Below are 26,110 nucleotides of genomic sequence, written 5' to 3'. Positions count from 1 at the left end.
GTAGATCCTCCTAGTTCCTAAAATCCCATGACTTCAACGTGTCAATTTCATCAATCGAGTCTGTATACGTCTGTTGAGGATAGCTGTAGCATGGATGCCATTAACCTGAGGCATGTTCCTTGGGATTGATGGATCACCTCCACATCGAGAGAGAGAGTATCTTTCCCTACCATAGCCTGAAGCAATTACCATGTCTCTGGGTGTAATGGCTGAATTGCTGGAGTTTTTGACTAGCTATCGTGAATTTGAAAGGCAGATGCTCTTCAACGAGTCAGGTTCAGCACCGTCAGATCAAATGTCTGTGGTTAATCGGATACAAAAAATCATCGTCTCTGTACCGATAGCGCAGTGATGACACAAACCAACCATCAATCCCTGTTCGGGAGTTTGATGCTAGAGCGTCGGTGAGTTGACCAAAATCTGGCAGATGCAATATCTCTATTATTATTGCTTGGTTTTAGCGAGATGATTCAAGTATGTCAATTCTAGCTCTTTTTAAGAGCTTGGTACTCCAAGTCGTTTTTCGGTTTTTCTATTGTAGTTTTCCGGGACTGAACATTGAGCCAACCCTTTTCAGGTAATCGCCGTGCCTTGCTTAAACTTTTAGGACTGACGCTGTTGGCAACCCAATTACCGGCAACGGCAAACCCCTTACCCCTTCTCAAACCGCGACGTCTGCATCCGGGCGATACCATAGGATTGATTAGTCCAGCCCGTCTGGTTGACCAAAAGACCGTTGATGAATTTACCCCCGTTTTATCACAACTGGGTTTAAACACAAAACTTGGGACACATATTTTCAACCAGTACGGCTACCTCGCTGGTCAAGATGCTGAGCGTGCTGCTGATGTGAATGCGATGTTTGCTGATTCCTCTGTCCAGGCTGTGCTAGCAATGGCAGGCGGATGGGGTTGTAATCGAATTTTACCCCTGTTGGACTATCAGCTAATCCGCCAAAATCCAAAAATCATTATCGGCTATAGCGATGTGACTTCGCTGCTGTTAGCGATTTATGCTCACAGCAACCTGATCACATTCCATGGACCCCTAGGAACATCAACCTGGAATTGGTTCTCAATCCAACATCTGCAACGCATCTTGTTTGATGGGGAAGCAATGACGCTGCAAAATCTACTGAGTACTCCTGTGGAAACTATTACCAGAGGTAAGGCAAGGGGGCGTCTGGTGGGGGGAAATTTATCTCTGATTGCGGCGCTGGTGGGGTCAGATTATTTACCCGACTGGGAGCACACTATTTTGTTTGTGGAAGATATACGAGAAGAGGTTTACCGGATTGATCGTTTGTTAACCCAGCTCAAACTCGCTGGAATTCTCGATCAATTGGCTGGATTTATTTTTGCACAATGTATAAACTGTCCCGCAGGCGACGCTAATGAACCATCGCTGACTTTGCGGCAAGTATTATCTGACCATATCAAACCCTTGGGGGTTCCTGCCTGGTATGGTTCGATGATCGGTCATATCCAGGATAAATTTACCGTACCTATCGGTGGCATGGTAGAAATTGATGCGGAGCGAGGAACAATTCGTTTATTAGAACCTGTCGTAATATGATATATCATTTACCCTAACTAAGCCGCCCGTAACGGCAGATGCTTGGACTTATCCGCTAAGAAACCCATTAAGTTGTGCAAAAACGAGTGGCTGACTGGCTGATCTGTCGCTTCTGGATGTAGCGGCGTCGCGATCGCGTCCACAGATTGAGGGCAAGGGGTATGAATCACTAAGGGGACTTCTTCAACCAAACCGACTGTCATTAATCGAAAGGCAATCTGCTGCACAGTTTTTACAGAAAGTCTAAGTTGTTTGGCAATTTCTCTCAGGGAAACAGTACCACTGGTATACTCCCAGACTTGAGATTCTAAGGCGTTTAGAGGATAACGAGGGTATCCTGTAATACTGAGCAACCCCCCATTGGCATCGGGTAATTTATCACCTAGGGCATTCCAGTTACCCAAGGCACGTAATCCTAGTAAGTTCGCCGCTAGAGTACTCAAACTCAAACCCGTCATTCCCGACATTGGCAGTTTGACTTCATGGTTGAACTTAAAATGACCCGCTTTGAGTTGAAACAAGGTACAGGTTGGTCGTAAGACTTGGGCTTGGAACAGCCATTTGACTTGTTCCATGGTTAACAACCCTTGTTTTTGCAGGTAGGAACCCAAAGGTTGATCCTGGGGAACTGACTCCCTCAACTGAGCCAACTGACTTCTATCCATCCATTGGCGTTTAGCAATTAACTTAATTAATCCTGGATACTCTAACTGAGAATCAACAGCCACAATTCGACCGCGATAGACCCAGATATAGCAAACACCATTAGGGGTGACAGCGGTAGGAGCATCAGTATTCACAGTCAGCAAACCCGTGTGATGCCCTTTACCAAGGAGCCGAAAAATTTCGGGTAATGAAAAGTCAGTGAGTGAGCCTGTAATGCACATTGTTCTTATGTTGATATCAGTTTTGTTATGATGCAAATAGTAGGTTAGCGCCTTCAAAGGAAGCCTGTTTATCTTGATCCCAAAAAAAATCTGTAGTTTTTGCTATTCTTAGTTTAATCCCTGATGAAAGTTTCAGACAGTTACTTTTTGCTAAGCTGTGTTAAGAAAAAATAAAGTTTATTACATCAGAACTCAGAAGCTTGAGTTTTATAACCCTTCTCACATTTTGCCATAATCAGTCTGCTCTGAGGACGATTCTTTATCCGTTGCCGTTGATTAAACATCCTACTTAAGACAGATAAATTAAGGTCGTTTAATGGTGTATCTGTCATTGCCTTTGCTCACGAAGATCAAGAAGGTCAACAACCCCACCCACTTTTGGGATGGGGCTTGTAACTAACCCGCAAGGGTTGTCACATCCGGCAGATTGACTGTCGATGGCATATCGAGTAGTTTCGTGCCACATTCACAACAGCATTTATGAGTCACTGGATTTTCTGTTCCACAGTTGGAACAAGTCACCATACTGGGTGAAATCTGCCCTGGGTTGGGAGAAGGCAAACCCATCATGTCGCTATTGGTATGACCGGGAGCAACCATGGGATAACAGTCTTCATTGCGGGTGACACGCACGTCTACAAGCACTGGACCGTCATGGGCAAGCATTTGGGCGATCGCATCGGGTAAAGCGTGACGCTGTGTCACCTTAATTGCCTTGATCCCATACACCTGAGCCAGATTAACAAACTCTGGGGTGCCGACTTCCAGATTCGTCGCTTCATAGCGATCGTCATAGAACAAATGCTGCCATTGGCGCACCATTCCCAGCCAACCATTGTTGAGGATGACAATCTTTACACCAATGCTGTACTGGGCAATTGTACCCAGTTCCTGCATATTCATCTGGAAGCTACCATCGCCGCTGATGCAAATCACCGGTTCGGAGGGTAGAGCAACTTTTACACCCACAGCCGCAGGCAAGCCAAACCCCATTGTGCCCAAACCGCCACTGGAAATCCAGTGACGGGGCTTATTTTTCAGGAATTGAGCCGCCCACATTTGGTGTTGACCGACGTCGGTGGTGTAGTAAGCTTGGGGGGATTGACGGGCAACTTCCACAATCACTTCTTGGGGCGAGAGATTCTCCTGGGGATGGGGCTGATCTAAGGGATACTCATTCTGCCACTGTTGAATGCGATCGCGCCAGGGTTGGGTTTGGTTGAGATCAATGCCATTCCCCAGTTCCTGAGAGCGTCGCAACAGGTCAATTAACACTTGGCGCACGTCACCAACAATGGGTACATCAGTGTTCCGGTTTTTCCCCACTTCCGCCGGATCAATATCGATGTGAATCACCTTCGCATCGACGGCAAACTGTTTCGGCAAACTCGCCACCCGGTCATCAAAGCGGGCGCCCAAGGCAATTAACAAATCACATTCACTCACCGCAAAATTCGCATAAGCGGTGCCGTGCATCCCTAGCATACCCAAAGCTAGGGGATGGGACTCATCAAAGGCTCCCTTGCCCATCAGAGTGGTTGTCACCGGAATTTGGAAATGCTCCGCTAGTTCCAGAAGTTCCCCATGGGCACCCGCCGCGATCGCACCGCCGCCCACATAGAGTAACGGTTTCTTCGCCGCCCCGATCAAATCCAGTGCCTTGTTAATTTGGTTAGAATTCCCTTTCACCGTGGGACGGTATCCAGGTAGCTTTATGGTACCTGGTTCAACGGGAACGTAATCAAATAGTTCAATTCCCACATCTTTAGGAATATCAATCAACACAGGTCCAGGTCTACCCGTACTCGCGATGTGAAACGCTTCCGCCACAATCCGAGGAATATCACGAGCATCATTGACCAAATAGGAATGCTTGACAATTGGCAGCGTAATGCCGAAAATATCAATTTCCTGGAATCCATCCGTACCGATTGCCCCACGGGGCACCTGTCCCGTAATGGCAACCATCGGCACAGAGTCCAGGATCGCCGTGGCTAAACCCGTGACCAAATTCGTGGCTCCAGGTCCTGAGGTTGCCAAACAGACGCCAACTTTACCCGTCGCCCGGGCATACCCGTCAGCCGCATGGGCAGCACCTTGTTCGTGTCGCACGAGAATATGTTGGAGTTCGCCTGTGGCTTCCGCTTGGTAGATTTCATCGTAAATCGGTAGATTCGCACCACCCGGATAGCCGAAAATGTGCTTCACACCATGGCGCTTTAAACTATCAATCAGGGCAAAAGCGCCGGATACACGCCTGACTCTCACAGTTTCAGATTGCACAGCTAGTGCCTCCACTTAGTCCAACAATTGCATGAGGAACGTTACCAATGAGTGCTAACCCAAAACTGGGTAAGCTGTTTGCTAATTTCGATACATCTTAGAGTTTGAGTCAATGAGTAGACTTTATTTGAAATACGATTTTAATTTTTAATTAAAGAATGAACTTTGAGCAAAAATTTTATATTTTTTTAACTTCCTCTCTTTTAGAGGAAATTACGAGAACTGGAGTTAAGTTATAATTTACTCACCAACTCTGTCTTTGGAGCATCTGTTTTATGTCTGCTTCTAGTATTTGAAAGGCAGACAGACTCCGCAGTGGCGAAAAGTCATCGATAAGTTCAGCAATTCGTTGAATCTTCTCTCGCTCTCTGGCGCGAAATTTCTTTAGTCGCCGACCCGTCAACCCACTTGCTTGACGCAGAAGTTGACAAAGATATTGTTTTGGATCAGGTAACTCCTCACATTTAGAGAGGTTTGGCAAATCTAAAGGTTGCTGTCCTCTGGGATTTTCTGCCGCCTTGCGTATGGCAGCTTCATCAAATAATAACCAAGCTTCTGTCATCCGCACAGGTACAACACAGATAACCGGCACAGAAACTGATTCCCTGATACCCTCAACGGATTTTTGAATTTCAGAAACTCGTTTCTCACGAGGTTCTTTTTCGGCATCCCTGTGTATAAATAAAAGGTCGCAAGGGTAAAGGTTCAAACTCAATTCAATTCTCTCTGAGTGATTCAGTGGTTGTTTTGGTAAGCGCCGAAAATCAGCCCACTGGGATTGGATAGCACATTCAACTCCATGTAATCGCAATAACCAAGTCAGGATAGGTAGTAGCGCTTTGTCGGAACTCCCATCAGATAGTAATGTGTATCGCAGTTCCTTCATACAAATTCTTTTGGGAAGCCTAAAATTAGAGGTTGAATGTCTTCTCTATCCAAAACTCTGCGTTTTTTAGACGGGGTAGGTTTTAAAGATGGGTCGGTTGCCACTTGTCCATTACCATTTAGCTCTGGTTGTTCTGGAGGAACTGGATTTAAGTACGCGAGAAGTTTACCTAAAGGAACGGTGCTGATTGTTTCGGTTTCCGCCACTTTCTGGTGTCGCCAAGTATTCGGTAAACAACTAAAACTTACCCCTTTAAACCATTGTCCTGACGGTGTTTTTTCTTCCTTCAACTCAGCAACCAAAAGACTATCTTCTGGGACCTGCTGTACAACGGCTGGCGAGTGGGTATTGATGATTACTTGGCGTAGGGGATTGTCCTGATCAACAGGTTCTTCAACATCCGTAGCGATGTCTTGTAGGAGTTCGAGGATCTTCGGGATACGCTCTGGATGAATACCATTTTCAGGTTCCTCTAAGCACAATAAACCTTGAGCTTCTGGGTCTAATTCCAGTACCGCTAACGCCAAAAAGCGCATTGTTCCATCTGAGAGAGATCGCGCCGGATGGGTTGTACCATCTCTAGTTGTAACCATTAATGTGAGCAGTTCGCGACGATCATCCCGCTCTATTGTCACGGCATCAACATCATCTAATAATTGTGCTAAACGACCTGCCACTTGAGCATAAACCTGCGCTTCGGCTTCCTGATCAGATTTGCGGAAATTTTTTCTCAGCCGTGCTAGGTGATAGAGGTTTGAAGCTAAGTGAGAGCCATCTGTTCCTAATTTTGTCGGCGCAGTAAATTCGTCGGGTTGTCGTAAAGAAGAAGGTTCTAGCTGTAGTAACTGCCAAGATTGCATTTCCCGACGTGCCAGTAGTGCTGTTGGGCTTTCGGCTGCATTGGTCACAGACAGTACAGTTCGAGGGAGATTAACGGCTGAGCGAGCTAAGGCTCTACCGCTGGTTCCGCCGTCTTGATGAAGTTTAATCACTCGATTTGTCCCCTCACCTTCTGTAGAAATAAAATAAGGGACTCGGCGCTGTCCTTTCACAGCAGACTTGCGCCAAGTTTTCGCCTTGTGATTAAATAGCAAATGTTTAGAGGCATCACCAAGATTAATATGAACTAACTCTTCTTTCAGCAGTTCCAGTGATCCTAATGAGCGGAGACTATCATCTTGTCGATAAGCTAACTCTATAGAGTAGCGAAGAAAGGTAATGCTAGCTTTGGCAGTTTGTCCTAAATCATCAACGCCTTCACCTGGCACAATCATCTCAGCTTCAAATGACATCTGTGGAGCATAGTCATTGCCAATCCGATGAAACAGACTACGGACATCTCCTGTCCTACCTCCCTCATCTCGAACAGATAAAGCGGCTTCAATTAGAGGAAGATCAGCCAAGGCTGACAGAAACCTGATCGCATCAAACAAGTTAGATTTACCTACGCCATTTGCACCCGCTACACAGGTAAATGAACCAAAGCGGACATCTACATTAACAAGGTTTTTAAAACCAGAAACTTTTAGCCTGGTTAGCATGATATTAACCCTATACAGTTTTTTTGAAGCTGTTATATCCTAATCATCAAGTTGCATACATCTGAGGATAAATTTTAACTCATATCTTTCATCCATTTCAATAAACATAAGTTGGTTGACAATCCGTAACGCTTCCGGATTGCCTTGCTATCGTTTTGAGTCGGGGCGGGTTGAGTGACATCAGGGTGAAAAAAACCTTAGTCGTGAAACATGTCCCGATAAGCTCACAACTTTTTCATCCCCTGTCCTAACCTCAACGAAAAAGGATTGCTATAGTACAGGAAGAATAAATATCGGCGTCAGGGGACAAACCAGGTGATACCGTTAGCAGACCTTAAAGCCTTAATTCAACAAACTGAAGCAAAAGGGGGAAGCCAAGACCCAAGTCTGGCGAACTTGTATGCTCAACTCGGACAACTCTACCAAAGCCGACTGGAAAATGGAGAATTTGAGGATTACCAGCTAGAACTTGCCCTCGCCATTGAATATTTCCATAAAGCGGTTGACCTGCAACGACGATTTGATTTAGAAACTGACTTAGCTGCAACCCTGAATCATCTGGCGGAACTCTATAGAACCCATGGACGCTACGATCAAGCTGAACCGCTTTATCTGCAAGCTTTGGACTTAAGGAAACGTAACTTAGGAGAGAACCATGCCGATGTTGCCACCAGCCTGAATAACCTAGCACGACTCTACCACTCTCAGGGACAATATCCCCAAGCCGAACCGCTTTATCTTCAAGCTTTGGACTTAAGGAAACGTAACTTAGGAGAGAACCATCCTGATATCGCCATCAGCCTCAATGATCTCGCCGCCCTCTACTTCTTTCAAGGACGTTACAACGAAGCCGAATCTCTTTATTTGCAAGCTTTGGAACTGAGGAAACGTAACTTAGGAGAGAACCATGCCGATGTTGCCACCAGTCTTAACAATCTAGCGTTACTTTACTTCTTGCTCAGACGCTATGACGAAGCCAAACCGCTTTATCTGCAAGCCTTGGAACTGAGGAAACGCTTACTGGGAAGGAACCATCCCGATGTCGCCACCAGCCTAAATAATTTAGCCGAACTCTACAGAACCCAAGGACACTACACCCAAGCCGAACCCCTCTATCTGCAAGCCTTGGAGGTGATGAGACGCTTACTGGGGGATGAACATCCCGATGTAGCGACTAATATGAACAATCTAGCTGCACTCTATTTCTTCCAAGAACGCTACGACGAAGCCGAACCCCTCTATCTGCAAGCCTGGGAAATCAGGAAACGCTTATTCGGTGATAATCATCCCGATGTAGCACAAAGCCTCAACAACTTAGCCGGACTCTACTTCTCTCAGGGACGTCAGGGTGAAGCCGAACCTCTCTATCGCCAAGCCTTGGAAATCTGGCAACGCTTATTGGGCGATAATCATCCGGATATAGCCACGAACCTGAATAACTTAGCATTACTCCACCACTCCCAAGGACGCTACGAGCAAGCCGAACCCCTCTATCGCCAAGCGTTGGACTTAAGGAAACGTTTATTCGGCGCAAACCATCCCGATGTAGTGACCAGCCTAAATAACTTAGCGTTGCTCTACCATTATCAAGGACGCTACGAACAAGCCGAACCCCTCTATGTGGAAGTATTGGATGTGGGTAAACGGTTCTTGGGAGACGAGCATCCGGATGTGTTAACCAGCCTGAATAATTTGGCAGCACTTTATAAAAATCTAGCCGAACTCTACTCCACTCAGGGACGCTACGACGAAGCCGAACCCCTCTATCTGAAAGCTTTAGATTTGAGGAAACGTTTGCTGGGAGATGAGCATCCCGATGTGGCACAAAATCTGAATAATTTGGCAATACTCTACTTCTTTCAGGGACATCACGATAAAGCCAAAGACTTCTATTCCCAAGCCTGGGAGTTAGGAAAACGCTGGCTAGGGGATGAGCATCCCGATGTGGCACAAAATCTGAATAATTTGGCAGGACTTTACTGTTCTCAAGGAGCATATCAGCAAGCCGAACCCCTGTATATCCAGGCGTTGGCAATTTGTGAAGAACGACTCGGTGTTAATCATCCGACTACAGTGACAATCCGGAAAAATCTAGATGATCTTCGTACCGCGATGGGATAATAAGCTCTCATGCATTGAAATGGGGTATGAGTAGCAAGCAAGATGCTCGCACACCAAGGATGAGAGCCATTATTGACATCGACAGATAGCTAAAGAAAATGTACTCTATAGAAGTGGGTGTGACTACAAACCGCTCCGAATCAGGGATAACTCTTGTCGAATGTGCTTAGGATTGATTCGGATTAACACGATTCAAAATAACTTTGTCATTTTTTTAGCTTTCTTCGCCGGAAGCCCCAGCGCAACCACCTGTACCCAGGTTGGCGTTGGGATGGATAGGCGGATAGCCGGAGGTACGGAGGCTATCAAATCACTATACATTGAGTATACTGTTTTATAGGTCGATAAACGAGAGGTAACCTTAATGAGAACAGCTCACCAGTATCGATTGCGTCCAACAAAACAACAAGTTATTCAGCTAGACAAATGGCTGTCAATGTTGTGCGCTCAGTACAACTACTTGCTGGCTGATAGGTTCAATTGGTACGAACAAAACCGTTCTCCTGTTAATGCTTGTCCTCTTGTTTGTCACCTGCCAGAATTACGAGACAACCCCGACTATTATTCTCAAAAGAAAACTTTACCTCAACTCAAAAAAACTCATCCTTGGTACGGCGAGATATATTCTCAAGTTCTTCAGGATGTAGTTAAACGGGTAAAGTTGGCATTTGACCGATTCTTGAAGGGTGATAGCACTGGTAAGCGTAGTGGTAAACCGAGATTTAAGGCTCGGAATCGTTACAGGACGTTTACCTATCCTCAGATGAAAGATGGGTGCTGGCAAGGTAATCTGATTAACTTGCCAATGTTTGGTAGAGTTAAGGTTGTCTTACATCGTCCTATCCCTGATGGGTTCAAAATCAAGACAGCATCTGTCACCAAGAAAGCCGATGGTTACTACCTGACGCTTTCCTTAGAAGATCAAACTGTCCCAGAAATTAAGCCTGATTTCAACCCAGATAAAATCACTGGGATTGATATGGGTTTAAAAGAGTTTTTGACGACTTCAGAGGGTGAAACTGTAGCCATTCCTCAACATTACCGCAAAGCACAAAAACGCCTGCGGGTTATCCAGAAACGGGTATCACGCCGCCAGAAAGGGAGTAATAGTAGACTTAAAGCCATCAAGCAACTAGGAAAACAACATAAAAAAGTTGCTGACAAGAGAAAAGATTTTCATTTCAAGACAGCTAATTGGCTGTTATCTAAATATGATGTAATCGCTCACGAAGAATTGAACGTCAAGGGTCTAGCCCGTACCCGATTGGCTAAATCTGTGCTGGATTCTGGGTGGTCAAACTTCCTGTCGATACTGGCAAACAAAGCCGAAAATGCTGGTTTGTTGGTGTTCGGTGTAAGCGCCCATAACACCTCACAGGATTGCTCCAATTGTGGCGAGAAAGTACCCAAAAAGCTGCATATTCGTTGGCATGACTGTCCTCGTTGTGGATGCAGTCTAGATCGTGACCATAATGCAGCAATAAATATCAAAAATAGAGCGGTGGGGCATCCCGTTCTTAAAGCCAAACGCCTTCTAAGCAATAGCCGGATTGGTTTGGAAGCCTACACTGACCTGAGTACAGGTACAGTGTAGGAGATGTCACGTGAGCTTGACTATCAACTCTTAAACGCAACTGACTATGACTTGAACCGAATGAACCCAAGGCACTGGAATTTGGGCATAAGCTGCATGATCTTGCCATTTTAGAGTATGGCAATCGTAAAAACTGATGTGAGGTTCACCGGATCGTTCAAGAGCGATTACAAGATTGGAGGTTAATTTCATGATGACGGAGTTGTCTGACCCGACGGTTCATAATGAAACAAGTTATGGCGATTTGCTGAGGTTGATTCGAGCAAGTCAAGGTAAGTTGAGTGTGATTGTGGCAGTTTGTGATGATATTCATTACCGCAACCAACTGATTGAACGCTATGAAACGGAACTCGCCGCCTCTGTGCGATCGCATCGCGTCACGTTGGTTAAGGATGACCCGACTCTAAGCCGCGCCATTACTGAAGTTGTCCAAACCGATGAGGATTTACGTCAGGGGGGGAACGCCGTTGTCACCGTGACGGGTGTCCAAAAACTTCTCTGGCTCAAATTCGACGCCCCACGTTCAGAACAGGAAATTTTTTTCGCCTCCCTACCAGAAACCCCAGACGCATTATCAGCCTTTGCTTTTCCGATTGTCCTGTGGCTAACTCACCAACTCGAAAGTCAGCTTAGTCAAAATGCCCAAGATTTCCAAAATTGGTGTCAAGGTGTCTTTCGCTTTCACTCCAAAAAAACAGCCGCTATTCCCATTCAAGATATTGAGCCATTCCGCCATCTTATAGAAGAAAGCGACGCTTGGGATCAAAACCTATCCGTTTTTCCAGTCGCAGATCTCAACCCATTGATCGAATACACCAAAGCCAAACGCGGCGTCAATGACCCGGATTTGGCAACCTTATATGCTCAAGTTGGACAACTTTATCAACGACGCTTAGAACAGGGTGAATCTCTGGATTATCCCCAAGAACAAGGATTAGCGGTTGAGTATTTGAGTCAAGCAATTGAGCGACAAAAAGAACTTGGAAGAGAAACAATTTTAGCCCAAACGCTGAATAGTTTAGCCGAACTTTACAGAATTCAAGGACGCTACCGGGAAGCTGAACCCCTTTATTTAGAAGCCTTAGAACTCAGACAACGCTTATTGGGCAATGATCATCCTGATGTCGCCACTAGTCTCAACAACTTAGCAAAACTGTACCAGGCTCAAGGACAGTACGCCCAAGCCGAACCCCTGTATCTGCAAGCTTTGGACTTGAGGAAACGTAACTTGGGCGATAACCATCCCGATATCGCTCATAGCCTCAATGATTTAGCCACCCTTTATTTCTGTCAAGGACGCTACGAAGACGCCGAACCCCTGTATCTGCAAGCTTTGGACTTGAGGAAACGTAACTTAAGCGATGACCCTCTAGATGTGACAATCAGTCTCAGCAATCTAGGGTTACTCTATCATTATCAAAGACGCTACGAAGATGCCGAACCCCTTTATCTTCAAGCATTAGACATCGAAAAACGCTTCCTGGGCGAGGATCATCCGGATGTCGCCACAACCCTGAACAATCTCGCCGCCCTTTATAAGTCCCAAGGACGCGACGAAGAGGCTGAACCCCTTTATCTCCAAGCCTTGGACTTGCAAAAACGTTTATTGGGAGAGAATCATCCCGATGTCGCTACTAACCTCAACAATTTAGCCGCTCTCTACTTCTCTCAAGGACGGTACGAGAAAGCGGAACCCCTCTATCTCCAAGCATTAGACATCAGAAAACGATTATTAGGAGAAAACCATCCAGATGTAGCACAAAGCTTGAATAATTTGGCAGGACTTTACTTCTCTAAAGGACCCAATAACAAAACCGAATCGTTTTATTTGGAAGCTCTAAATATTCGGAAACGATTATTAGGAGAAAATCATCCAGATGTGGCAAGTAGCATGAACAATTTAGCACTACTCTATCATTATCAGGGACACTACGACAAAGCCGAACCCCTCTATCTACAAGCCTTAAATTTGAGAAAACGTTTACTGGGAGACATCCATCCCGATGTAGTAACCAGTATGAATAATTTGGCATTACTCTATCATTATCAAGGACGCTACGAGCAAGCCGAACCCCTTTATCTCCAAGTTTTAGAACTCGGTAAACGTTTATGGGGAGAAGATCATCCCGATGTCGCGCTCAGTTTGAACAATTTGGCAGCCCTCTATAAGTCTCAAGGACGGTATGAACAAGCGAATTACTTAACTTCCAAGCTATGGAATTGAAGAACGGTTGATTAGAAGATAAGGGGGACAAGGAAGACAAGGCAGATTAAAATAGACGGCTGCGATCGCACGCCCTATAATTGCCAAGGAGACTCAGGATAAACAGACATGCTTGCCAGGGTTTGGAGTGCTTCGCTAGTCGGCATCGATGCGGTGAAAGTCGGTGTTGAAGTCGATGTGTCGGGCGGACTACCGGGAATTGTTGTCGTGGGATTACCCGATACCGCCGTCCAAGAATCGCGAGAACGGGTGAGGGCGGCGTTAAAAAATGCGGGGTTTGTTTTCCCGATGCGGAAAATCGTGATTAATCTCACCCCCGCCGACTTACGCAAAGAAGGACCCAGCTTTGATTTACCTATCAGCATCGGCATTCTCGCCGCCTCGCAGCAAGTCAATCCTGAATTATTAGGGGATTATCTATTTTTGGGCGAAGTCTCCCTGGATGGCAATTTACGCCCCGTTGCTGGAGTCTTACCCATCGCCGCCGCCGCCCAAAGTTTGGGGATTTCTGGGTTAGTTGTACCTGCCGATAATGCCCAAGAAGCCGCCGTGGTGCGTGGACTCGCGGTTTACGGATGCCAACATCTAGCTGATGTGGCGGATTTTTTGAACCAACCCGAACGCTATTCCCCGGTAACGATGGATGAAGTACCCAAATCATCCCCCTCTCAGTTTACGGGCGGAAATTTAAACGAAGTCAAAGGTCAATCTCATGCGCGTCGGGCGTTAGAAATTGCCGCAGCAGGAGGTCATAATTTAATTTTCGTCGGTCCACCGGGAAGCGGCAAAACCATGCTGGCGCGACGATTACCAGGAATTTTACCGCCCTTAAGTTTTGAAGAAGCCCTAGAAGTCACTCAAATTTATTCCGTAGCTGGATTACTCAAAGATAAAGGTAGATTAATTCGATATCGCCCCTTCCGCAGTCCCCACCATTCTGCATCGGGTCCATCATTAGTTGGAGGAGGAAGTTTTCCTCGTCCCGGAGAAATTTCCTTAGCGCACCGAGGTGTATTATTTCTAGATGAATTAACCGAATTTAAGCGCAATGTGCTGGAATTTTTGCGCCAACCCTTAGAAGATGGTTATGTGACCATTTCTCGAACTCGACAGTCCGTCCTGTTTCCGGCACAATTTACCTTAGTGGCTAGTACCAATCCCTGTCCCTGTGGTTACTTTGGCGATACCCTGCAACCCTGCACCTGTTCAGCGCGACAACGGGAGAACTATTGGGCAAAACTTTCGGGTCCATTAATGGATCGAATAGATTTACAAGTCGCCGTGAATCGTCTTAAACCCGAAGAAATTACCCGACAACCCCAAAGCGAGGCGTCAGAAGCGGTACGGGAGAGAGTAAAGGTAGCCCGCGATCGCGCCCGTGATCGCTTCCACTCAGAACCCTCACTGCGCTGTAATTCCCAGATGCAAAGTAGTCATCTGAGACAATGGTGTCATTTAGAGGATAGTAGTCGCAATTTATTAGAAGGGGCAATTCGCAAACTCGGACTATCTGCCCGGGCAAGCGATCGCATCCTCAAAGTCGCCCGCACAATTGCCGATTTATCGGGGGCTGAGAATCTGCAAACGCCACACATTGCCGAAGCTATCCAATATCGCACCATTGATCGTATGCAGTAACACTGATTACACCGATTGAATCGTACAAACATACGAACCTAAAAAAAGAGGGAAGAGTGTCTTTTTCTCTTCCCCCTTGCTTATTCTGTTGTTCGGCTTTTCCGCTTTCTTTCAACTTTTTGAGCAACATTTGCCGCTGCTTCTTCAGTTGTCTGGCTCTGGCGGAACCGCCTTTGCCTTTATCATTTCGCCCTTGACGGCGAGGAGACTCCCAACTCTTGAGTCGTTGTGTCATCTGTACCACCTCTGAATCTGAATGGGCGGAGAGAGACTCGAACTCTCACGACCAGAGGTCGCCACATTTTGAGTGTGGTGCGTCTACCAATTTCGCCATCCGCCCTTGGATGCAACCTTTTCATTATACCTGATAGATGTCGGTTGTAGCAAGGACTGATAAGCTTGAGAACTTGCCCATTTATCAATTTCCCGCGCCCGTAACACGGGGACGGGGTGACTCAACTGAGCAGTTTGAGCGGATTTGAGCAGTTCTCCCAATTCCGAATTGCTGATATCATCATAGGCTCTGGCTTGGGCGATAAAGGCATCGAGGTTCAGTTGGGGAGCTAGGGTGGGTGAACCGCCAGCGAGTTTCATCAGCACCGACATCACCACTCTGGGATTCTGAGTTGCCAGCAGCGCCGCGCGATCGCAGGAAAACTCAGCACACCTTAACCACTCCAGCATCTGTTCCTGAAGGCTTTGGGCAATCACAGCCCCCCAATTCGGCAGTAAAGACGCCGCTAAAATCATAATGTTGAGCGGTGTCAGATAAACCCCATGCTCGCACTTGAGATGTCCCAGTTCGTGAGCTATCACCGCCTGAATTTCTTCTGGGGTCAGCATATCGATTAAAGCGGTGTGCAGGACGATAAATGGCTGCTTACCCCGCATGGCAAAGGTATAAGCATTTGGCACGGGATGTTGCTGCACGTATAGTTGAGGGGGTTCTAAGTCCAGGGTTTTGCAGGCGTCTAGCAGCAACTGATGCAGGTGCGGTAGCTGATTTTCTCCCACCAAAACACTGGCAGCAATATTATTTAGGTAAAAGAATTGTTCCGCCAACGGTCCAAGGAGATTTCGCACCATCAAGTCGAGTCCGGGGAACTGCTTCAAGGCTTGGGTGGCTTGGAAATCAAGAGGATGACGGAACTGGTCTGCTTTTAGACCAACTAACGGCGTTTGGGTCATGGGTTATTGGTCATGGGTTATTGGTCATGAGTCATTGGTCATTGGTTGATCCTAATGACTTCCTCTAGTGTATCGAGAAGCTGAGCCGACAATTGATGTGCCATGGAACGTCTGGAACATGACCGTTAAGGGCGATTACACTAGCCGAAGGGAGGATTCACCCCTCAGATAGCCATTGTTTAACCCGCTTTAAACTGTCCCAGTCTGGCTTTCTATTCAATCCATCCTCAATACTCTCAAAGACATCCTGACGAACTTGAGACTCCGTCGCCATCATCTGTTTAACGATGTCGATGTGTTGACGCACTCCCTTTTGACCCGTTTCCAACATCGCCACCGCTAGGTTTACTCGGGCTTGGGGTGCATTGGCATCAATTTTAGTCCCCTTGAGTGCTACTTTATATGCCCGTTCCCCTTGGTCATCCAGCAAATACAACCAAGCCAAACAACTCCAAGCGGCGGCGTTTTTCGGGAAGCGATCGCACAGTTGTTTAAATACAGGAATCAGGGAATCAGGTCCTTCACCCGCGTTGTAGCGTTCTAAGCCACTCTCAAACAGAGAATTAACAGTTTCGGTCATAGATTCAATTTCAGGTTTAGACCAACTTACGTTCTAACATTTGACACTCTCCGCCCTATAAGGACGGAGATTCTTCTTTCATAGACCCGACTTGCTGTCATTTTAAATGGAGTAGGGGTTTGGTTACCAAACCCCTACTTCCCTATGCCGCCGTTTTTAATTAAACGCCAAAGGATTTGCCACAGCCACAGGTTTGATTGGCGTTGGGGTTGGTGAATTGGAATCCGCCCCCAATCATGGCATTGCTGTAATCTAAGACCAGACCATACAGGTACAGGATGCTTTTGGGATCACATATTATTTTGAAGCCCTCGTAGTCAAACACTTCATCGTTATCCCGTACCTTACTGGGATCTTCAAAATCCATCATGTAAGACATCCCGGAACAGCCCCCCTGACGGACACCAACCCGCAAGTATAGGTCTTGTCCTTGTTGGTCTCGCAGCGCCACAATATGCTTGAGGGCTTGTTCGGTCAGTTGGATACCTCGTTGCGGTGTTGTTGCTTGTGTCATAAGTACGTTGTGACTCCTGGTTAGGTTAAAGTTGGATGATGAACTACTGATGTGCCACGCTTATGGACCCTTATGGATCAAGTTTATCGAGACTGACCCCAAGCGCGTGTATTTACCGGATAAAAATTTTCTTGGGAACTCCTTTGTCCAAACAATGAAGCGCAGCCTGGAAGGTATTGCGGTTTAATAGGAGTATCTATTATTAATCATGGCTGACCTGCCATGGTTTTTGCACTTATTGTCAAATACCCTATGTCTGCTCTCAATCGCAATACTCGTCGTCGGCTCAAACGGTTACCCCAAATACCCAGCGTCTGGGAAGGGGATCGCCGTTCTTTAGTGACTGTATCCGATCAGGGTGATTTTGATGCTGAGGGTAATAATGAGTGCATTCTTTGGGTGGATGGCTCAGAAGGAATTGTCCGGGCGATGGATATCATCTCGCTAGAAATGGGACCTGAAGCGATTGTTCGCACGCTATTGCGAGCCATGGAACATCCCCAAAGTCCGGCTCGACCCGCCCGTCCGTCTAAAATTGTGGTACGCGATCGCGAAGTTCAGTTTTTGTTGCGTGGGGTACTGCAAGAGTTAGAGATTGCCATCGATTATGTCCCCGATTTACCCCTGATTGATGAGTTGTTTCGCGGGTTTGAGGAAATTGCCCTCCAGCGCCAGCCGCATTTACCTCCTAAGTATGCGGATCTGTTGATTGGCAAGGCGTATGACTTATGGCAAGATGCGCCTTGGGATGTCCTGGCTGATCATCAAATCCTGAGTGTGGAATTAAATCGCTGGGATGTGGGTGAGTTCTACGTCTCGGTCATGGGTATGCTGGGTGTGGAGTACGGAATTCTGCTCTATCGTTCCTTAGATTCGCTGCAACGGTTTCGGGAGTCGGTCGTCAATCAGGAATCTGTAGAGGCGATGGAAAAGGCATTTTTGGGACAAGATTGCTTGTTTATCACCTATGAAGCAGCGGATGAGGAATTTGAAGATGATGAGGATGGGGATTTAGCCGAGTTATCGGTTGAAGAGATTGTGCCGAGTTTTGGCGCGGTGCATCCATTGGAGGGAATGCGACCCTTTCTGGATGAGGAAGAAGCACTGGTTGTCTATATGGCGCTAGAAGCCCTGCATCGATTTTTCCAAGGCTCATCCGGAAAATTAGCGGCGGATGATTTTCCGGCGATGAACAAGCGCTACCGCATCCCTATCCCTGTAGATACGGAAGATACGGAGTCAAAAACAACGGTGTCGATTCAAGTGTCTACACGACCAGAGATCGCAGCTGAGTTGTGGGAGATGGCGATTGAGGATACGGATGACGAGGATTGGGATGAGGAGGAGGATGAGGAGGAACTCGAACTTCCTCTACGGGATGACTTAGTGCCAAAAGATTCCTATCTGAGTCTGGGGATGATGCCTTGGGAGAGTATAGCACTCCTACGGGAGGGTGTTGATTTCTATCAATCTCAAGACGCCCCGCCGATAGGAGAAGGGTTACCTGTGGTGTTAATTCAAACCACTCGCCCGAAAGCTAAAGTTTTAATCGAGCAAATTAAAACAGCCGGTGGACTTAAGGGGATTGGCTTTAACCCTGGAGAAGATCCCTTAGTCGGCGATCGCTACGATTTGGGCATTCTGCAAACAGGAGATAGTCATCTTTACCTATTTGGCGAGTTTCCCGAAGCTGATCCGGCTCATACGGCTAATCGTAAGCATTGGGAACAACGGTGTCTAAAAACGAAGGGCTACTGTGGGTTAATTATCGCCAGAGGACTCAAAGGTGCTTCCCGTGGTAACCCTCAACCCAAAGACATGGTGGCATTTTTTGAAGCGCGATCGCTCTCGGTCAAGGAGTTAGGATTAGGTATGTTACAGCTTATGCCTGTGTTTGAATTCTAGATTCTGGGGAACAGGAAACAGGAAGTCTTGGTATGAAACACCTGTAGGGGCGACCCGCTTGCACCAATTAACAACTGTATCCACTCAATTTACTCGGGTCGCCCTTTACTCAATCGCTTTTGGCTTATTCTAAATCATTGGTAGAAGCATCTAGCGTATCGCCTTGGGTTCCATTCGTTGTATTCTCGCTTGAAGTAATTTCTGACGTCACATCTGTTTCAGACAGATCTTCCGCGGGAACAGTTGTGGATTCATTCCGATAAATGCGAATTCGGTTCAGGCGAGGTCCTTCGGCTGAGATAACTTTTAACTCCAGATTCTCATAGTTTAAGATTTCCCCTTGAAGCGGAATTTTTTGGAACTGATATAATAAAAAACCTGCCAAGGTTTGATATTCATCGGTTACAGGTAAATTTAAATCCAAAAGTTCGTTAACTTCTTCTAAATCTATTTGGGCTTGAACTAAAAAGGTTTGTTCATCCACAATTCGGATCGGCACCTCTTCGGGACTTTCTGGTTCTGGGTTATCACCAATAATTTCCGCCACTAAATCCTTCAGCGTCACCAAGCCAGCCGTACCGCCAAACTCATCTACAACCATTACCATCGCCAAGTGCGATCGCTGCATTAAGGGTAGGAGTTCGCTCAAGGGAGTTAATTCCGGGACAAATCGAGCCGGACGAATCCAGGATTCAATGGGTGTATCTAAGGTTAATTTTCTCTCCGATAAGGGTTTAGCTAACTCTTTAAAATGGATAATCCCGCGAATATCATCCAGAGATTCCCCCGTTACCGGATAGCGAGAATGGTCAGTATTAGCAATTTCTTCTAACACCATTTGCACCGTTGCTGTACTGGGAATTGCGTCAATGCTGGTGCGCGGAACCATCACCTCCGTTGCCAAAACTTCGCCAAATTCAAAGACATTATTCAATAATTCTCGTTCTTCGGCTTCTAAACCCGTCGATTCCCGCTCGGTGGTAATAATTAACTGTAACTCTTCGGGGGTCACCTGATTATTCCACCATCCCCCCGTATATTGCACACCTACCAGCCGCAATAAACAGCGTGTTGATTGGTTCAAAATCCAAATAAACGGATTGAAAAATCGGGCAATTACCAGACTCGGAGGACCCAAAAGCCGAGCCAACTGTTCAGAATACAGCAACGCCACAGATTTAGGACAGAGTTCGCCGAGAACAATTTGCAGATAAGCAATCAGGAAAAATCCCACCGGAATCGCCAGAGAATGAGCCATTCCTTGAACCATCTCTGGGGGTAGGGGTAATTGAGTCAGCACCGCTGCGACGAAAACGGCGACGGTATTTTCTCCAATCCAACCCAAGGCTAAACTGGATAGAGTAATGCCTAGCTGAGTCGTTGAAAGGAGACGCTCAATACTCTGTTGTAGCGATTGAACTGTCTTGGCTTGCACATCCCCCGCATCAACCAATTGGTTAATCCGCGATCGCCGCACCGAAACCATCGAAAACTCAGCCGTGACAAAAAAGGCATTGATTGCAATCAAAAGCAGGACTAATAATAATCGCAACAGCATGTCCCGGCTGGTAAGGGGCGTAGAAGCACTCGCAGTGAGGAAAACCATTAACTGTGCAACCATAAGAACGGTAGCAGGTAACCCGCAAAAGCAGTTCTACTGCTTCCTGGAGAAGAGCTACAACGGGACTCCACAGATAGCCTTTCTCTAGGGGACTGTATTGATTGACAAATACCGTCTAACATAAAGGGAGCAATAGAACCGAAGGTAAGAAAAATATTATGCGCCAAACCTGCTCCGTTTCTGTTTACCTCGCGACAGGGATTTCGGACATTTTCAGCTTGAGCTTTTGATCAGGATAATCCGTGAGGGTTAATGACAGCGCTGTGGCGTCATCCAACAACGCTGTAGGAATACTCACCGTACCCGAAAATTCCTCGCCATTTGACGGCAATTCTCCCGGTAACCCTTCAGTAATCGCACTCAACGCTCGACCTTTGTCATCGGTAACATTTAAAAAACTATAAAGGAATCGAACCGGATTAGCGCCCTCATTCTTTAAGCTGACATCTAGCAACAATGAGCCTCCCTGAAGATTGGCGGAACGAACCTCCAAAGTGACCCCCCGATCCTGGCTTTTGAGGGGTAAATTTTGATTCGAGCCACTACTGGTAAACGATGTCTGTGTGTTGAATACATCCGATTCAGACGATGCTTCTTCAACTTCAGATTGCTGATTCTCTGCGGCTGACTCGTCTGGCTTCTGTGTATCACTCTGGCTCTTTGACTCAGAGTCGTTATTATCGGTATTGGAGTCTTTATCCTTGTCTTGGTCTTGGATATAGGCGTGAACGTTGACCAGGATATCCCGTTCATTCAAAAGCGTAACCTCTTTACCTCCAGGCTCAACCTCCTGGTTATTTGCCAGCTTCTTCGTCGGGCGAACATCGGGCTGAGTCACACCTTTGAGAGCTTCATGACCCAGGGAAAATCCCCACATCGCACTCACAAAGCCAGCACCTAACATCATTGCCAGCAGAATCAGAGTGAGTGCTACAGTCGAGTTGAATTTCATTAGTGATTCAAGTTATAGAAGAAAATTGACACGACTTATGGTTATAGCGCATCGAGACAAGTGACAGCTTACACTAACGCTGAAGGTAATACCCCCAAAGCCATCGTCGGGTGGGCAAGATTAGTCAAGAATAGCATAAAGCCCGATGACAGCTCACGGCTTTTATACAGTATTATCATAAATCCCAGGACTGGATTACTTCACAGAGCAGTCCTCTCCATTTTAGTTTTTGTCGCTGGGTTGATGTCAAAACTAAAAGCATCCTTGTGCAATAGGCGGCGAGCATCAGGAATAGCTCAACGGTTGCGGCAAGATATCCAACTCCGATTACTATAATATAGAGTAAGGATCAATTAACCAGGGTTGGCCGAGCGGTTGAGGCAGCGAACTCATAATTCGCCCAAGGCAGGTTCAACTCCTGCACCCTGGATTTTGTTTTGACATCCTCGTCCGCTCAAGTGGCTGATGTCAAGCCGCTAACGTGGCAATGGAGCTTCAAAGAAAAACTCACTCCCTTCAATTCGGGGACCCACCTGGGGTCTAAAGCGATCAGAAACAGGCAATAACCGAACCGAGGTGTCGAAGGGATTTGGTAAATCCGGTGTGCGAATCACTGGATCACTGGCAAACTGTTGGTTTAATGCATCCTCGTAGAGAATATTAATCAATTCGGCATCTCGCTCCAGTTCCAAATCTGGAAACGCCGCACCCCCGATTCCACCCGGACCAATAATATAGTCAAGCTGACGCCGGAGACTGCGGTTTTCGTAAAACGTTCTTGATTCACTGAAAAACGCTCGCTCGAAGGTGTCTGGAATCCTTTCTAGGCGGACTGGCTCAAAGTTTTCTTGTGCCATAGCTGTGCTAGCCACTATCGTGGAAGCAGTAATAAGCAAACCCCTGAGCGATATCCTCAACCCCTTATGCATAATTCTTAGCCTCACTTTTCCTCAATAATATTCTCATATTTGAATTCAGTATAGTGGTGATTGGATTTTCACCATTTGACTATCATGGCTGACAACAGTAAACCATTGCTTTCTCTGGATACCTCAACCCAATTAACACAACAGCGTCAGTTGCTGCTCGATTTATTTTGTCAACTGGCTTATCAAGAGGGAGACTTTGTTCTCTCCTCGGGACAGCGCAGTTCCTATTACATTAATGGCAAACAGGTTACGCTGCATCCTCACGGAGGACTAGCGATCGCACAATTGCTACTGTCTCTCCTTCCCCAAGATACTCAAGCTGTTGCAGGTTTAACCTTGGGCGCTGATCCGATTGTCAGCGCCGTGAGTGTGGTGTCAGCTCTAGAAAATCGACCTATTCCCGCTTTAATTATCCGTAAAGAACCAAAAGGACATGGGACAAAGGCATATATTGAGGGTCCTTCTTTACCAGCAGGAGCCAAGGTTGTGGTTTTAGAAGATGTGGTAACCACGGGAAAATCGGCAATGAAAGCCGTTGAGCGCCTGCGAGAGGCGGGGTATCAAGTGGATCAGGTGCTGGCTTTGGTTGACCGACAGCAAGGCGGTGCTGAGTTTTACCAGTCAGTTGGGTTAGAGTTTCAGGCGGTGTTTACGATTCAGGATATCCAACAACGCTATCAGCAGCGCCTACATCAGTAGGGGGAGCTGGGGAAGCTGGGGAAGCGGTGTAGAGACGTGCCATGGCACGTCTGGGAGCTGGGGGAGCGAGTAGAACAAATGACCAGACTTTTCACTGTATTTGGGGCAATGTGTGTAGGGGCGGGTTTCACTACTATCTTTTCGGTTGCATCCAGATGTGACTAAACCCGCCCAGACGCTTCAAAAGCGCGTCTCTACAATAGTTTCTAGACTTCCCGTGAAAAGTCAGAACAAATGACAAATGACAATCATCAAGCCAATCCCTGAGAGACAAAACCTGCCCAATAATAGGGATGGGAAAAAGGCTGTTTCTCCTGCGCCAACAACTGCAAACGCTGCTGCTGTACCTGAATCTTATCCGCTAAATCCCGCCACTTCTGGCACTCAGTCACATCACCCTTAACTTTGGCATGATTCCGCCGAGTCATCGCCTGATCATGCTGCTGTTGCAACGACTTGCCAATCTCCCCTTGATAATTCCTGGCAAACTCCTCTCCGGTTAAATTCCGCAGTTTAATCTGACCCTGCTGTAACGCCTGAGAACGGCTCATCCCCGCCTGACGAAAATTGTAGTAAAAAATCGCTAACAGGGCGCTGGCTAAGTCCTCTACTGACCACTGGGTACTCACTACATTCCTGGCTCCAGCACAGATAAATCCTGTGGCTAAACTGAGTAAATCATCAGTAAGTTTGTTGAGACTAAAATTAACTTCGCAGCAGCAGGCAAATACATCAGATAAATTGGGCATTCGCCAACCGGGGCTGATCAGTTGACTCAGGGTTAGAGAACCATCCCCTAATACTAAATAAGAGTCTAGAGGTTGCATCAGATTCGATGTGGCATGATGGCTAGAGTGGAGAATTTGCACCTGTGAGGCTAAGGTTTGATATTCGGTTACTGTCGCTTTGCGCCCTTGCAGGCGTTTGTCAGCAGAAACGCCGTAGGATTGGGCAAGGGTTTCGCATTCGTAGCGGGTGAACAGTAAGTCTTCTGTGGCATCTTCAACAATACCCATTGTTGGCTGATTTGGGATTGGCGGGCGTTGCTGGCAATAGTAGAGAATTTGGCAGCTTGGTACAATCCGAATTCGGAATAAATCGCCTAAATAGGTGGTGGGAGTTACGGTTACTTTGGGTTGAGATTTTTTGCCAATGACTAACCCCCGTGTCTCTCCATCTACCCGTGTTTTTCCCTCATTCCCTACGCTTGTAGAGACGTTCCGGTGGAACGTCTCATCCTGGTGGAACGTCTCCATCCCATCAATCGGCAAAGCGGCAAAAGGCATTTGATGTAACCACAAATATGGCACAATAATTAATTCCTCAATCCCGGTGAGATACTGATAAATCAAATCCTTTAACTGCAAACGCTGGGCGAGTTCTTGGAGAAAGCTTCCCATATTTTCTCGCCATTCTACATTTGCCCCAATATAAGGAATAAACCAGTTTTCAGCTATCCACTTCTGGAATATTTCAAATCCCTGTCCTTGGCAGGTATAGACTTGCGGGATCTGATCCTTAAGCAGGATAAAAATATAGGTATCGTCATTCGTGGTATAAAAACTCAGCAGGGCAGTAGTATCATTTTCGATTAACTCCTGCATTTGGTCTAAATTAAGATGTTCCACCTGAATTTGTCCCGCTAAGACTGGATCATAACGGCGCAGTTGTTTCCAAACCTGTTGTTTTTGTGCCTCTAATTTCTGAATTTCTGCTTGATTGGCGGCTAATACTTCCCCATCCGGCAATCGACGACTCCCGGTTAATGCTGGCGTCGCTTCTGTTTGAGAACTAAACCGTAGGCTATTAATCCGCTGTTGCAATTCCTCATAGTCAATTAACAACGCTTGAACGTCCGGATCAATTTCTCCCCCTGCGTTAAGCACATCACTCGCCATCAATTCAACTAAGCGTTGACAACGGAAGCGTTCAGTATATTCTAAAGCTTTGCCAATTTCACCAATATTCAAATAAGCTTGGATGATTCTTTCGTAGACATAAATTGACTCCCTGAGAATCTCCTGGCGGCGTTCTTCATCAATCACCCAGTTGCGGCTTTGTTCGACCGATTTTATGGCTAGTTCATAGCCTTGAATCGCTAATGTAAAATCGTGATTATCCCAGGCGAGGTTGGCTAAACTTCGGCTAGTTTGCAAGCAATCAAGCGGGTAGTTTTCTGGAGTACAGATAAGTAAAGCGTTATGATCATGGGCGATCGCGGCTTCTAGATTCTCAGCCCTATCCCCACGTATTCTATTACTGTAGGCAGCCGCCAGATTGTTTTGAGTGGTTGCCCATTGTTGGGGGAAATCTGACTGGGTACGGACAAGTAAGGCGTTATTACAATGTGCGATCGCAACTTCTAGATTCTCAGCCCTATCCCCACGTATTCTATGATAATAGACACAAGCGAGATTGTTTTGAATCATTGCCCAATCTTGGGGAAAGTCTGACTGGGTATAGACAAGTAAAGCCTGATGATAATGTGTGATCGCAACTTCTAAATTCTCAGCCCTATCCCCGCGAATTCTATCACTGTAGGCAGCCGCTAGATTGTTTTGAATCATTGCCCAATCTTGGGGAAAGTCTGACTGGGTATAGACAAGTAAAGCCTGATGATAATGTGCGATCGCAACTTCTAGATTCTCAGCCCTATCCCCACGTATTCTATATAAGTAGGCATTCCCCAGATTGTTTTGAGTTATCGCCCAATCTTGGGGAAAGTCTGACTGGGTACGGACAAGTAAAGCGTTATTATAATGTATGAGCGCAACTTCTAGATTCTGTACCCTATTCCCGCGAATTCTATCACTGTAGGCATTAGCCAGATTGTGGTTCTTCAGGACTTATTATGCTAAAATGTTAGTTAATACCTGAATAAACACAGTCGAAAAATGAAGAAACAGCTTACTCAACTTCTTAGTTTGCAAGGCGTTATAGTTAAATCTAAAAAAAACCTTGAAAAAGCCTTAG

The 26,110-nt window shown here is 46.4% G+C and carries 20 protein-coding genes and 2 tRNA genes; 9 read left to right on the top strand and 13 right to left on the bottom strand.

Features of this window, described 5'->3' with window-relative positions; all coding sequences use genetic code 11:
• Positions 1-190: 190 nt before the first annotated feature.
• Positions 191-352 carry a hypothetical protein gene (locus RID09_RS14930; RefSeq protein ID WP_446336718.1) on the top strand — a complete coding sequence of 54 codons (162 nt, stop codon included), beginning with the start codon at positions 191-193 and terminating at the stop codon, positions 350-352.
• 206 nt (positions 353-558) lie between these two features.
• Positions 559-1,575 (top strand): S66 peptidase family protein, encoded by a 1,017-nt coding sequence (locus RID09_RS14925; RefSeq protein ID WP_446336717.1) that lies wholly within the window; start codon positions 559-561, stop codon positions 1,573-1,575.
• 17 nt (positions 1,576-1,592) lie between these two features.
• On the opposite strand, the gene RID09_RS14920 is transcribed toward RID09_RS14925, so the two are convergent.
• The 4 genes from RID09_RS14920 to RID09_RS14905 all read right to left on the bottom strand — a co-directional run bounded on the left by RID09_RS14920 (position 1,593) and on the right by RID09_RS14905 (position 7,172).
• Positions 1,593-2,462 (bottom strand): DUF4388 domain-containing protein, encoded by an 870-nt coding sequence (locus tag RID09_RS14920; protein WP_446336716.1) that lies wholly within the window; start codon positions 2,460-2,462, stop codon positions 1,593-1,595.
• A gap of 396 nt (positions 2,463-2,858) precedes the next feature.
• Positions 2,859-4,745 carry a biosynthetic-type acetolactate synthase large subunit gene (ilvB, locus tag RID09_RS14915; protein ID WP_446336715.1) on the bottom strand — a complete coding sequence of 629 codons (1,887 nt, stop codon included), beginning with the start codon at positions 4,743-4,745 and terminating at the stop codon, positions 2,859-2,861.
• Between the two features lie 244 nt (positions 4,746-4,989).
• Positions 4,990-5,631: a hypothetical protein gene (locus tag RID09_RS14910; protein ID WP_446336714.1), complete on the bottom strand. Its 642-nt coding sequence runs from the start codon at positions 5,629-5,631 to the stop codon at positions 4,990-4,992.
• Positions 5,628-7,172, bottom strand: coding sequence for an AAA family ATPase (locus tag RID09_RS14905; protein ID WP_446336713.1), 1,545 nt, complete (start codon positions 7,170-7,172; stop codon positions 5,628-5,630). Before RID09_RS14905 ends, RID09_RS14910 begins: the two co-directional genes overlap by 4 nt.
• Before the next feature lie 315 nt (positions 7,173-7,487).
• Here RID09_RS14905 and RID09_RS14900 point away from each other — a divergent pair, with 315 nt between their 5' ends.
• From RID09_RS14900 to RID09_RS14885, 4 genes are all read left to right on the top strand, one after another.
• Positions 7,488-9,293 (top strand): tetratricopeptide repeat protein, encoded by a 1,806-nt coding sequence (locus RID09_RS14900; RefSeq protein ID WP_446336712.1) that lies wholly within the window; start codon positions 7,488-7,490, stop codon positions 9,291-9,293.
• A gap of 364 nt (positions 9,294-9,657) precedes the next feature.
• Complete coding sequence (locus RID09_RS14895; RefSeq protein WP_446336711.1) at positions 9,658-10,887, top strand: RNA-guided endonuclease InsQ/TnpB family protein; 1,230 nt, start codon at positions 9,658-9,660, stop codon at positions 10,885-10,887.
• 190 nt (positions 10,888-11,077) lie between these two features.
• Complete coding sequence (locus RID09_RS14890) at positions 11,078-13,111, top strand: tetratricopeptide repeat protein (RefSeq protein ID WP_446336710.1); 2,034 nt, start codon at positions 11,078-11,080, stop codon at positions 13,109-13,111.
• 108 nt (positions 13,112-13,219) lie between these two features.
• Positions 13,220-14,749 (top strand): YifB family Mg chelatase-like AAA ATPase, encoded by a 1,530-nt coding sequence (locus RID09_RS14885; protein WP_446336709.1) that lies wholly within the window; start codon positions 13,220-13,222, stop codon positions 14,747-14,749.
• Here the strand turns inward: RID09_RS14885 and RID09_RS14880 are convergent.
• The 5 genes from RID09_RS14880 to RID09_RS14860 form a co-directional block, all read right to left on the bottom strand.
• Entirely contained in the window at positions 14,715-14,984 is a 270-nt protein-coding gene (locus RID09_RS14880; protein WP_446336708.1) for a hypothetical protein, read from the bottom strand. The genes RID09_RS14885 and RID09_RS14880 overlap by 35 nt on opposite strands.
• A 22-nt stretch (positions 14,985-15,006) precedes the next feature.
• Positions 15,007-15,089: transfer RNA gene (locus RID09_RS14875), tRNA-Leu, on the bottom strand.
• The gene (locus tag RID09_RS14870; protein ID WP_446336707.1) at positions 15,068-15,937 is read right to left on the bottom strand and encodes a M48 family metallopeptidase; all 870 of its coding nucleotides are present in this window, start codon (positions 15,935-15,937) and stop codon (positions 15,068-15,070) included. Before RID09_RS14870 ends, RID09_RS14875 begins: the two co-directional genes overlap by 22 nt.
• Before the next feature lie 157 nt (positions 15,938-16,094).
• A complete protein-coding gene (locus RID09_RS14865) occupies positions 16,095-16,517 on the bottom strand; it encodes a tetratricopeptide repeat protein (protein WP_446336706.1) in 423 nt (140 codons plus the stop codon).
• 160 nt (positions 16,518-16,677) lie between these two features.
• Positions 16,678-17,031 (bottom strand): HesB/IscA family protein, encoded by a 354-nt coding sequence (locus tag RID09_RS14860; protein WP_446336705.1) that lies wholly within the window; start codon positions 17,029-17,031, stop codon positions 16,678-16,680.
• A 252-nt stretch (positions 17,032-17,283) separates the two neighbouring features.
• On the opposite strand from RID09_RS14860, the gene RID09_RS14855 reads away from it, so the two are divergent.
• Entirely contained in the window at positions 17,284-18,936 is a 1,653-nt protein-coding gene (locus RID09_RS14855; RefSeq protein ID WP_446336704.1) for a DUF6930 domain-containing protein, read from the top strand.
• 124 nt (positions 18,937-19,060) lie between these two features.
• On the opposite strand, the gene RID09_RS14850 is transcribed toward RID09_RS14855, so the two are convergent.
• Together RID09_RS14850 and RID09_RS14845 are read right to left on the bottom strand one after the other, a co-directional pair.
• A complete protein-coding gene (locus RID09_RS14850) occupies positions 19,061-20,557 on the bottom strand; it encodes a hemolysin family protein (RefSeq protein ID WP_446336703.1) in 1,497 nt (498 codons plus the stop codon).
• Positions 20,558-20,741: 184 nt separating this feature from the next.
• A complete protein-coding gene (locus RID09_RS14845; RefSeq protein WP_446336702.1) occupies positions 20,742-21,509 on the bottom strand; it encodes a hypothetical protein in 768 nt (255 codons plus the stop codon).
• A 357-nt stretch (positions 21,510-21,866) separates the two neighbouring features.
• Here RID09_RS14845 and RID09_RS14840 point away from each other — a divergent pair.
• Positions 21,867-21,939: transfer RNA gene (locus RID09_RS14840), tRNA-Ile, on the top strand.
• A 46-nt stretch (positions 21,940-21,985) separates the two neighbouring features.
• Here RID09_RS14840 and RID09_RS14835 read toward each other — a convergent pair.
• A complete protein-coding gene (locus RID09_RS14835) occupies positions 21,986-22,366 on the bottom strand; it encodes a hypothetical protein (protein WP_446336701.1) in 381 nt (126 codons plus the stop codon).
• 156 nt (positions 22,367-22,522) lie between these two features.
• Between RID09_RS14835 and pyrE the strand changes: the two genes are divergently transcribed.
• Positions 22,523-23,137 (top strand): orotate phosphoribosyltransferase, encoded by a 615-nt coding sequence (gene pyrE, locus RID09_RS14830; protein ID WP_446336700.1) that lies wholly within the window; start codon positions 22,523-22,525, stop codon positions 23,135-23,137.
• A gap of 251 nt (positions 23,138-23,388) precedes the next feature.
• Here pyrE and RID09_RS14825 read toward each other — a convergent pair whose 3' ends face one another.
• Complete coding sequence (locus RID09_RS14825; RefSeq protein WP_446336699.1) at positions 23,389-25,704, bottom strand: CHAT domain-containing protein; 2,316 nt, start codon at positions 25,702-25,704, stop codon at positions 23,389-23,391.
• Positions 25,705-26,110 lie beyond the last annotated feature (406 nt).

It is taken from the genome of Coleofasciculus sp. G1-WW12-02 (assembly GCF_040219735.1).
Classification (GTDB): domain Bacteria; phylum Cyanobacteriota; class Cyanobacteriia; order Cyanobacteriales; family Coleofasciculaceae; genus Coleofasciculus.
This window is presented reverse-complemented; position numbering and strand designations above follow the sequence as displayed.

Bases quoted from the DNA above. Each gene is read 5' to 3' on its own strand.
- RID09_RS14880 (WP_446336708.1), bottom strand. From the start codon at position 14,984: ATGACACAACGACTCAAGAGTTGGGAGTCTCCTCGCCGTCAAGGGCGA.
- RID09_RS14910 (WP_446336714.1), bottom strand. From the start codon at position 5,631: ATGAAGGAACTGCGATACACATTACTATCTGATGGGAGTTCCGACAAA.
- RID09_RS14835 (WP_446336701.1), bottom strand. From the start codon at position 22,366: ATGGCACAAGAAAACTTTGAGCCAGTCCGCCTAGAAAGGATTCCAGAC.
- RID09_RS14825 (WP_446336699.1), bottom strand. From the start codon at position 25,704: ATGATTCAAAACAATCTAGCGGCTGCCTACAGTGATAGAATTCGCGGG.
- RID09_RS14850 (WP_446336703.1), bottom strand. From the start codon at position 20,557: ATGGTTGCACAGTTAATGGTTTTCCTCACTGCGAGTGCTTCTACGCCC.
- RID09_RS14885 (WP_446336709.1), top strand. From the start codon at position 13,220: ATGCTTGCCAGGGTTTGGAGTGCTTCGCTAGTCGGCATCGATGCGGTG.
- RID09_RS14870 (WP_446336707.1), bottom strand. From the start codon at position 15,937: ATGACCCAAACGCCGTTAGTTGGTCTAAAAGCAGACCAGTTCCGTCAT.
- RID09_RS14865 (WP_446336706.1), bottom strand. From the start codon at position 16,517: ATGACCGAAACTGTTAATTCTCTGTTTGAGAGTGGCTTAGAACGCTAC.
- RID09_RS14890 (WP_446336710.1), top strand. From the start codon at position 11,078: ATGATGACGGAGTTGTCTGACCCGACGGTTCATAATGAAACAAGTTAT.
- RID09_RS14860 (WP_446336705.1), bottom strand. From the start codon at position 17,031: ATGACACAAGCAACAACACCGCAACGAGGTATCCAACTGACCGAACAA.
- RID09_RS14895 (WP_446336711.1), top strand. From the start codon at position 9,658: ATGAGAACAGCTCACCAGTATCGATTGCGTCCAACAAAACAACAAGTT.
- RID09_RS14855 (WP_446336704.1), top strand. From the start codon at position 17,284: ATGTCTGCTCTCAATCGCAATACTCGTCGTCGGCTCAAACGGTTACCC.
- pyrE (WP_446336700.1), top strand. From the start codon at position 22,523: ATGGCTGACAACAGTAAACCATTGCTTTCTCTGGATACCTCAACCCAA.
- RID09_RS14905 (WP_446336713.1), bottom strand. From the start codon at position 7,172: ATGCTAACCAGGCTAAAAGTTTCTGGTTTTAAAAACCTTGTTAATGTA.
- RID09_RS14845 (WP_446336702.1), bottom strand. From the start codon at position 21,509: ATGAAATTCAACTCGACTGTAGCACTCACTCTGATTCTGCTGGCAATG.
- RID09_RS14920 (WP_446336716.1), bottom strand. From the start codon at position 2,462: ATGTGCATTACAGGCTCACTCACTGACTTTTCATTACCCGAAATTTTT.
- RID09_RS14930 (WP_446336718.1), top strand. From the start codon at position 191: ATGTCTCTGGGTGTAATGGCTGAATTGCTGGAGTTTTTGACTAGCTAT.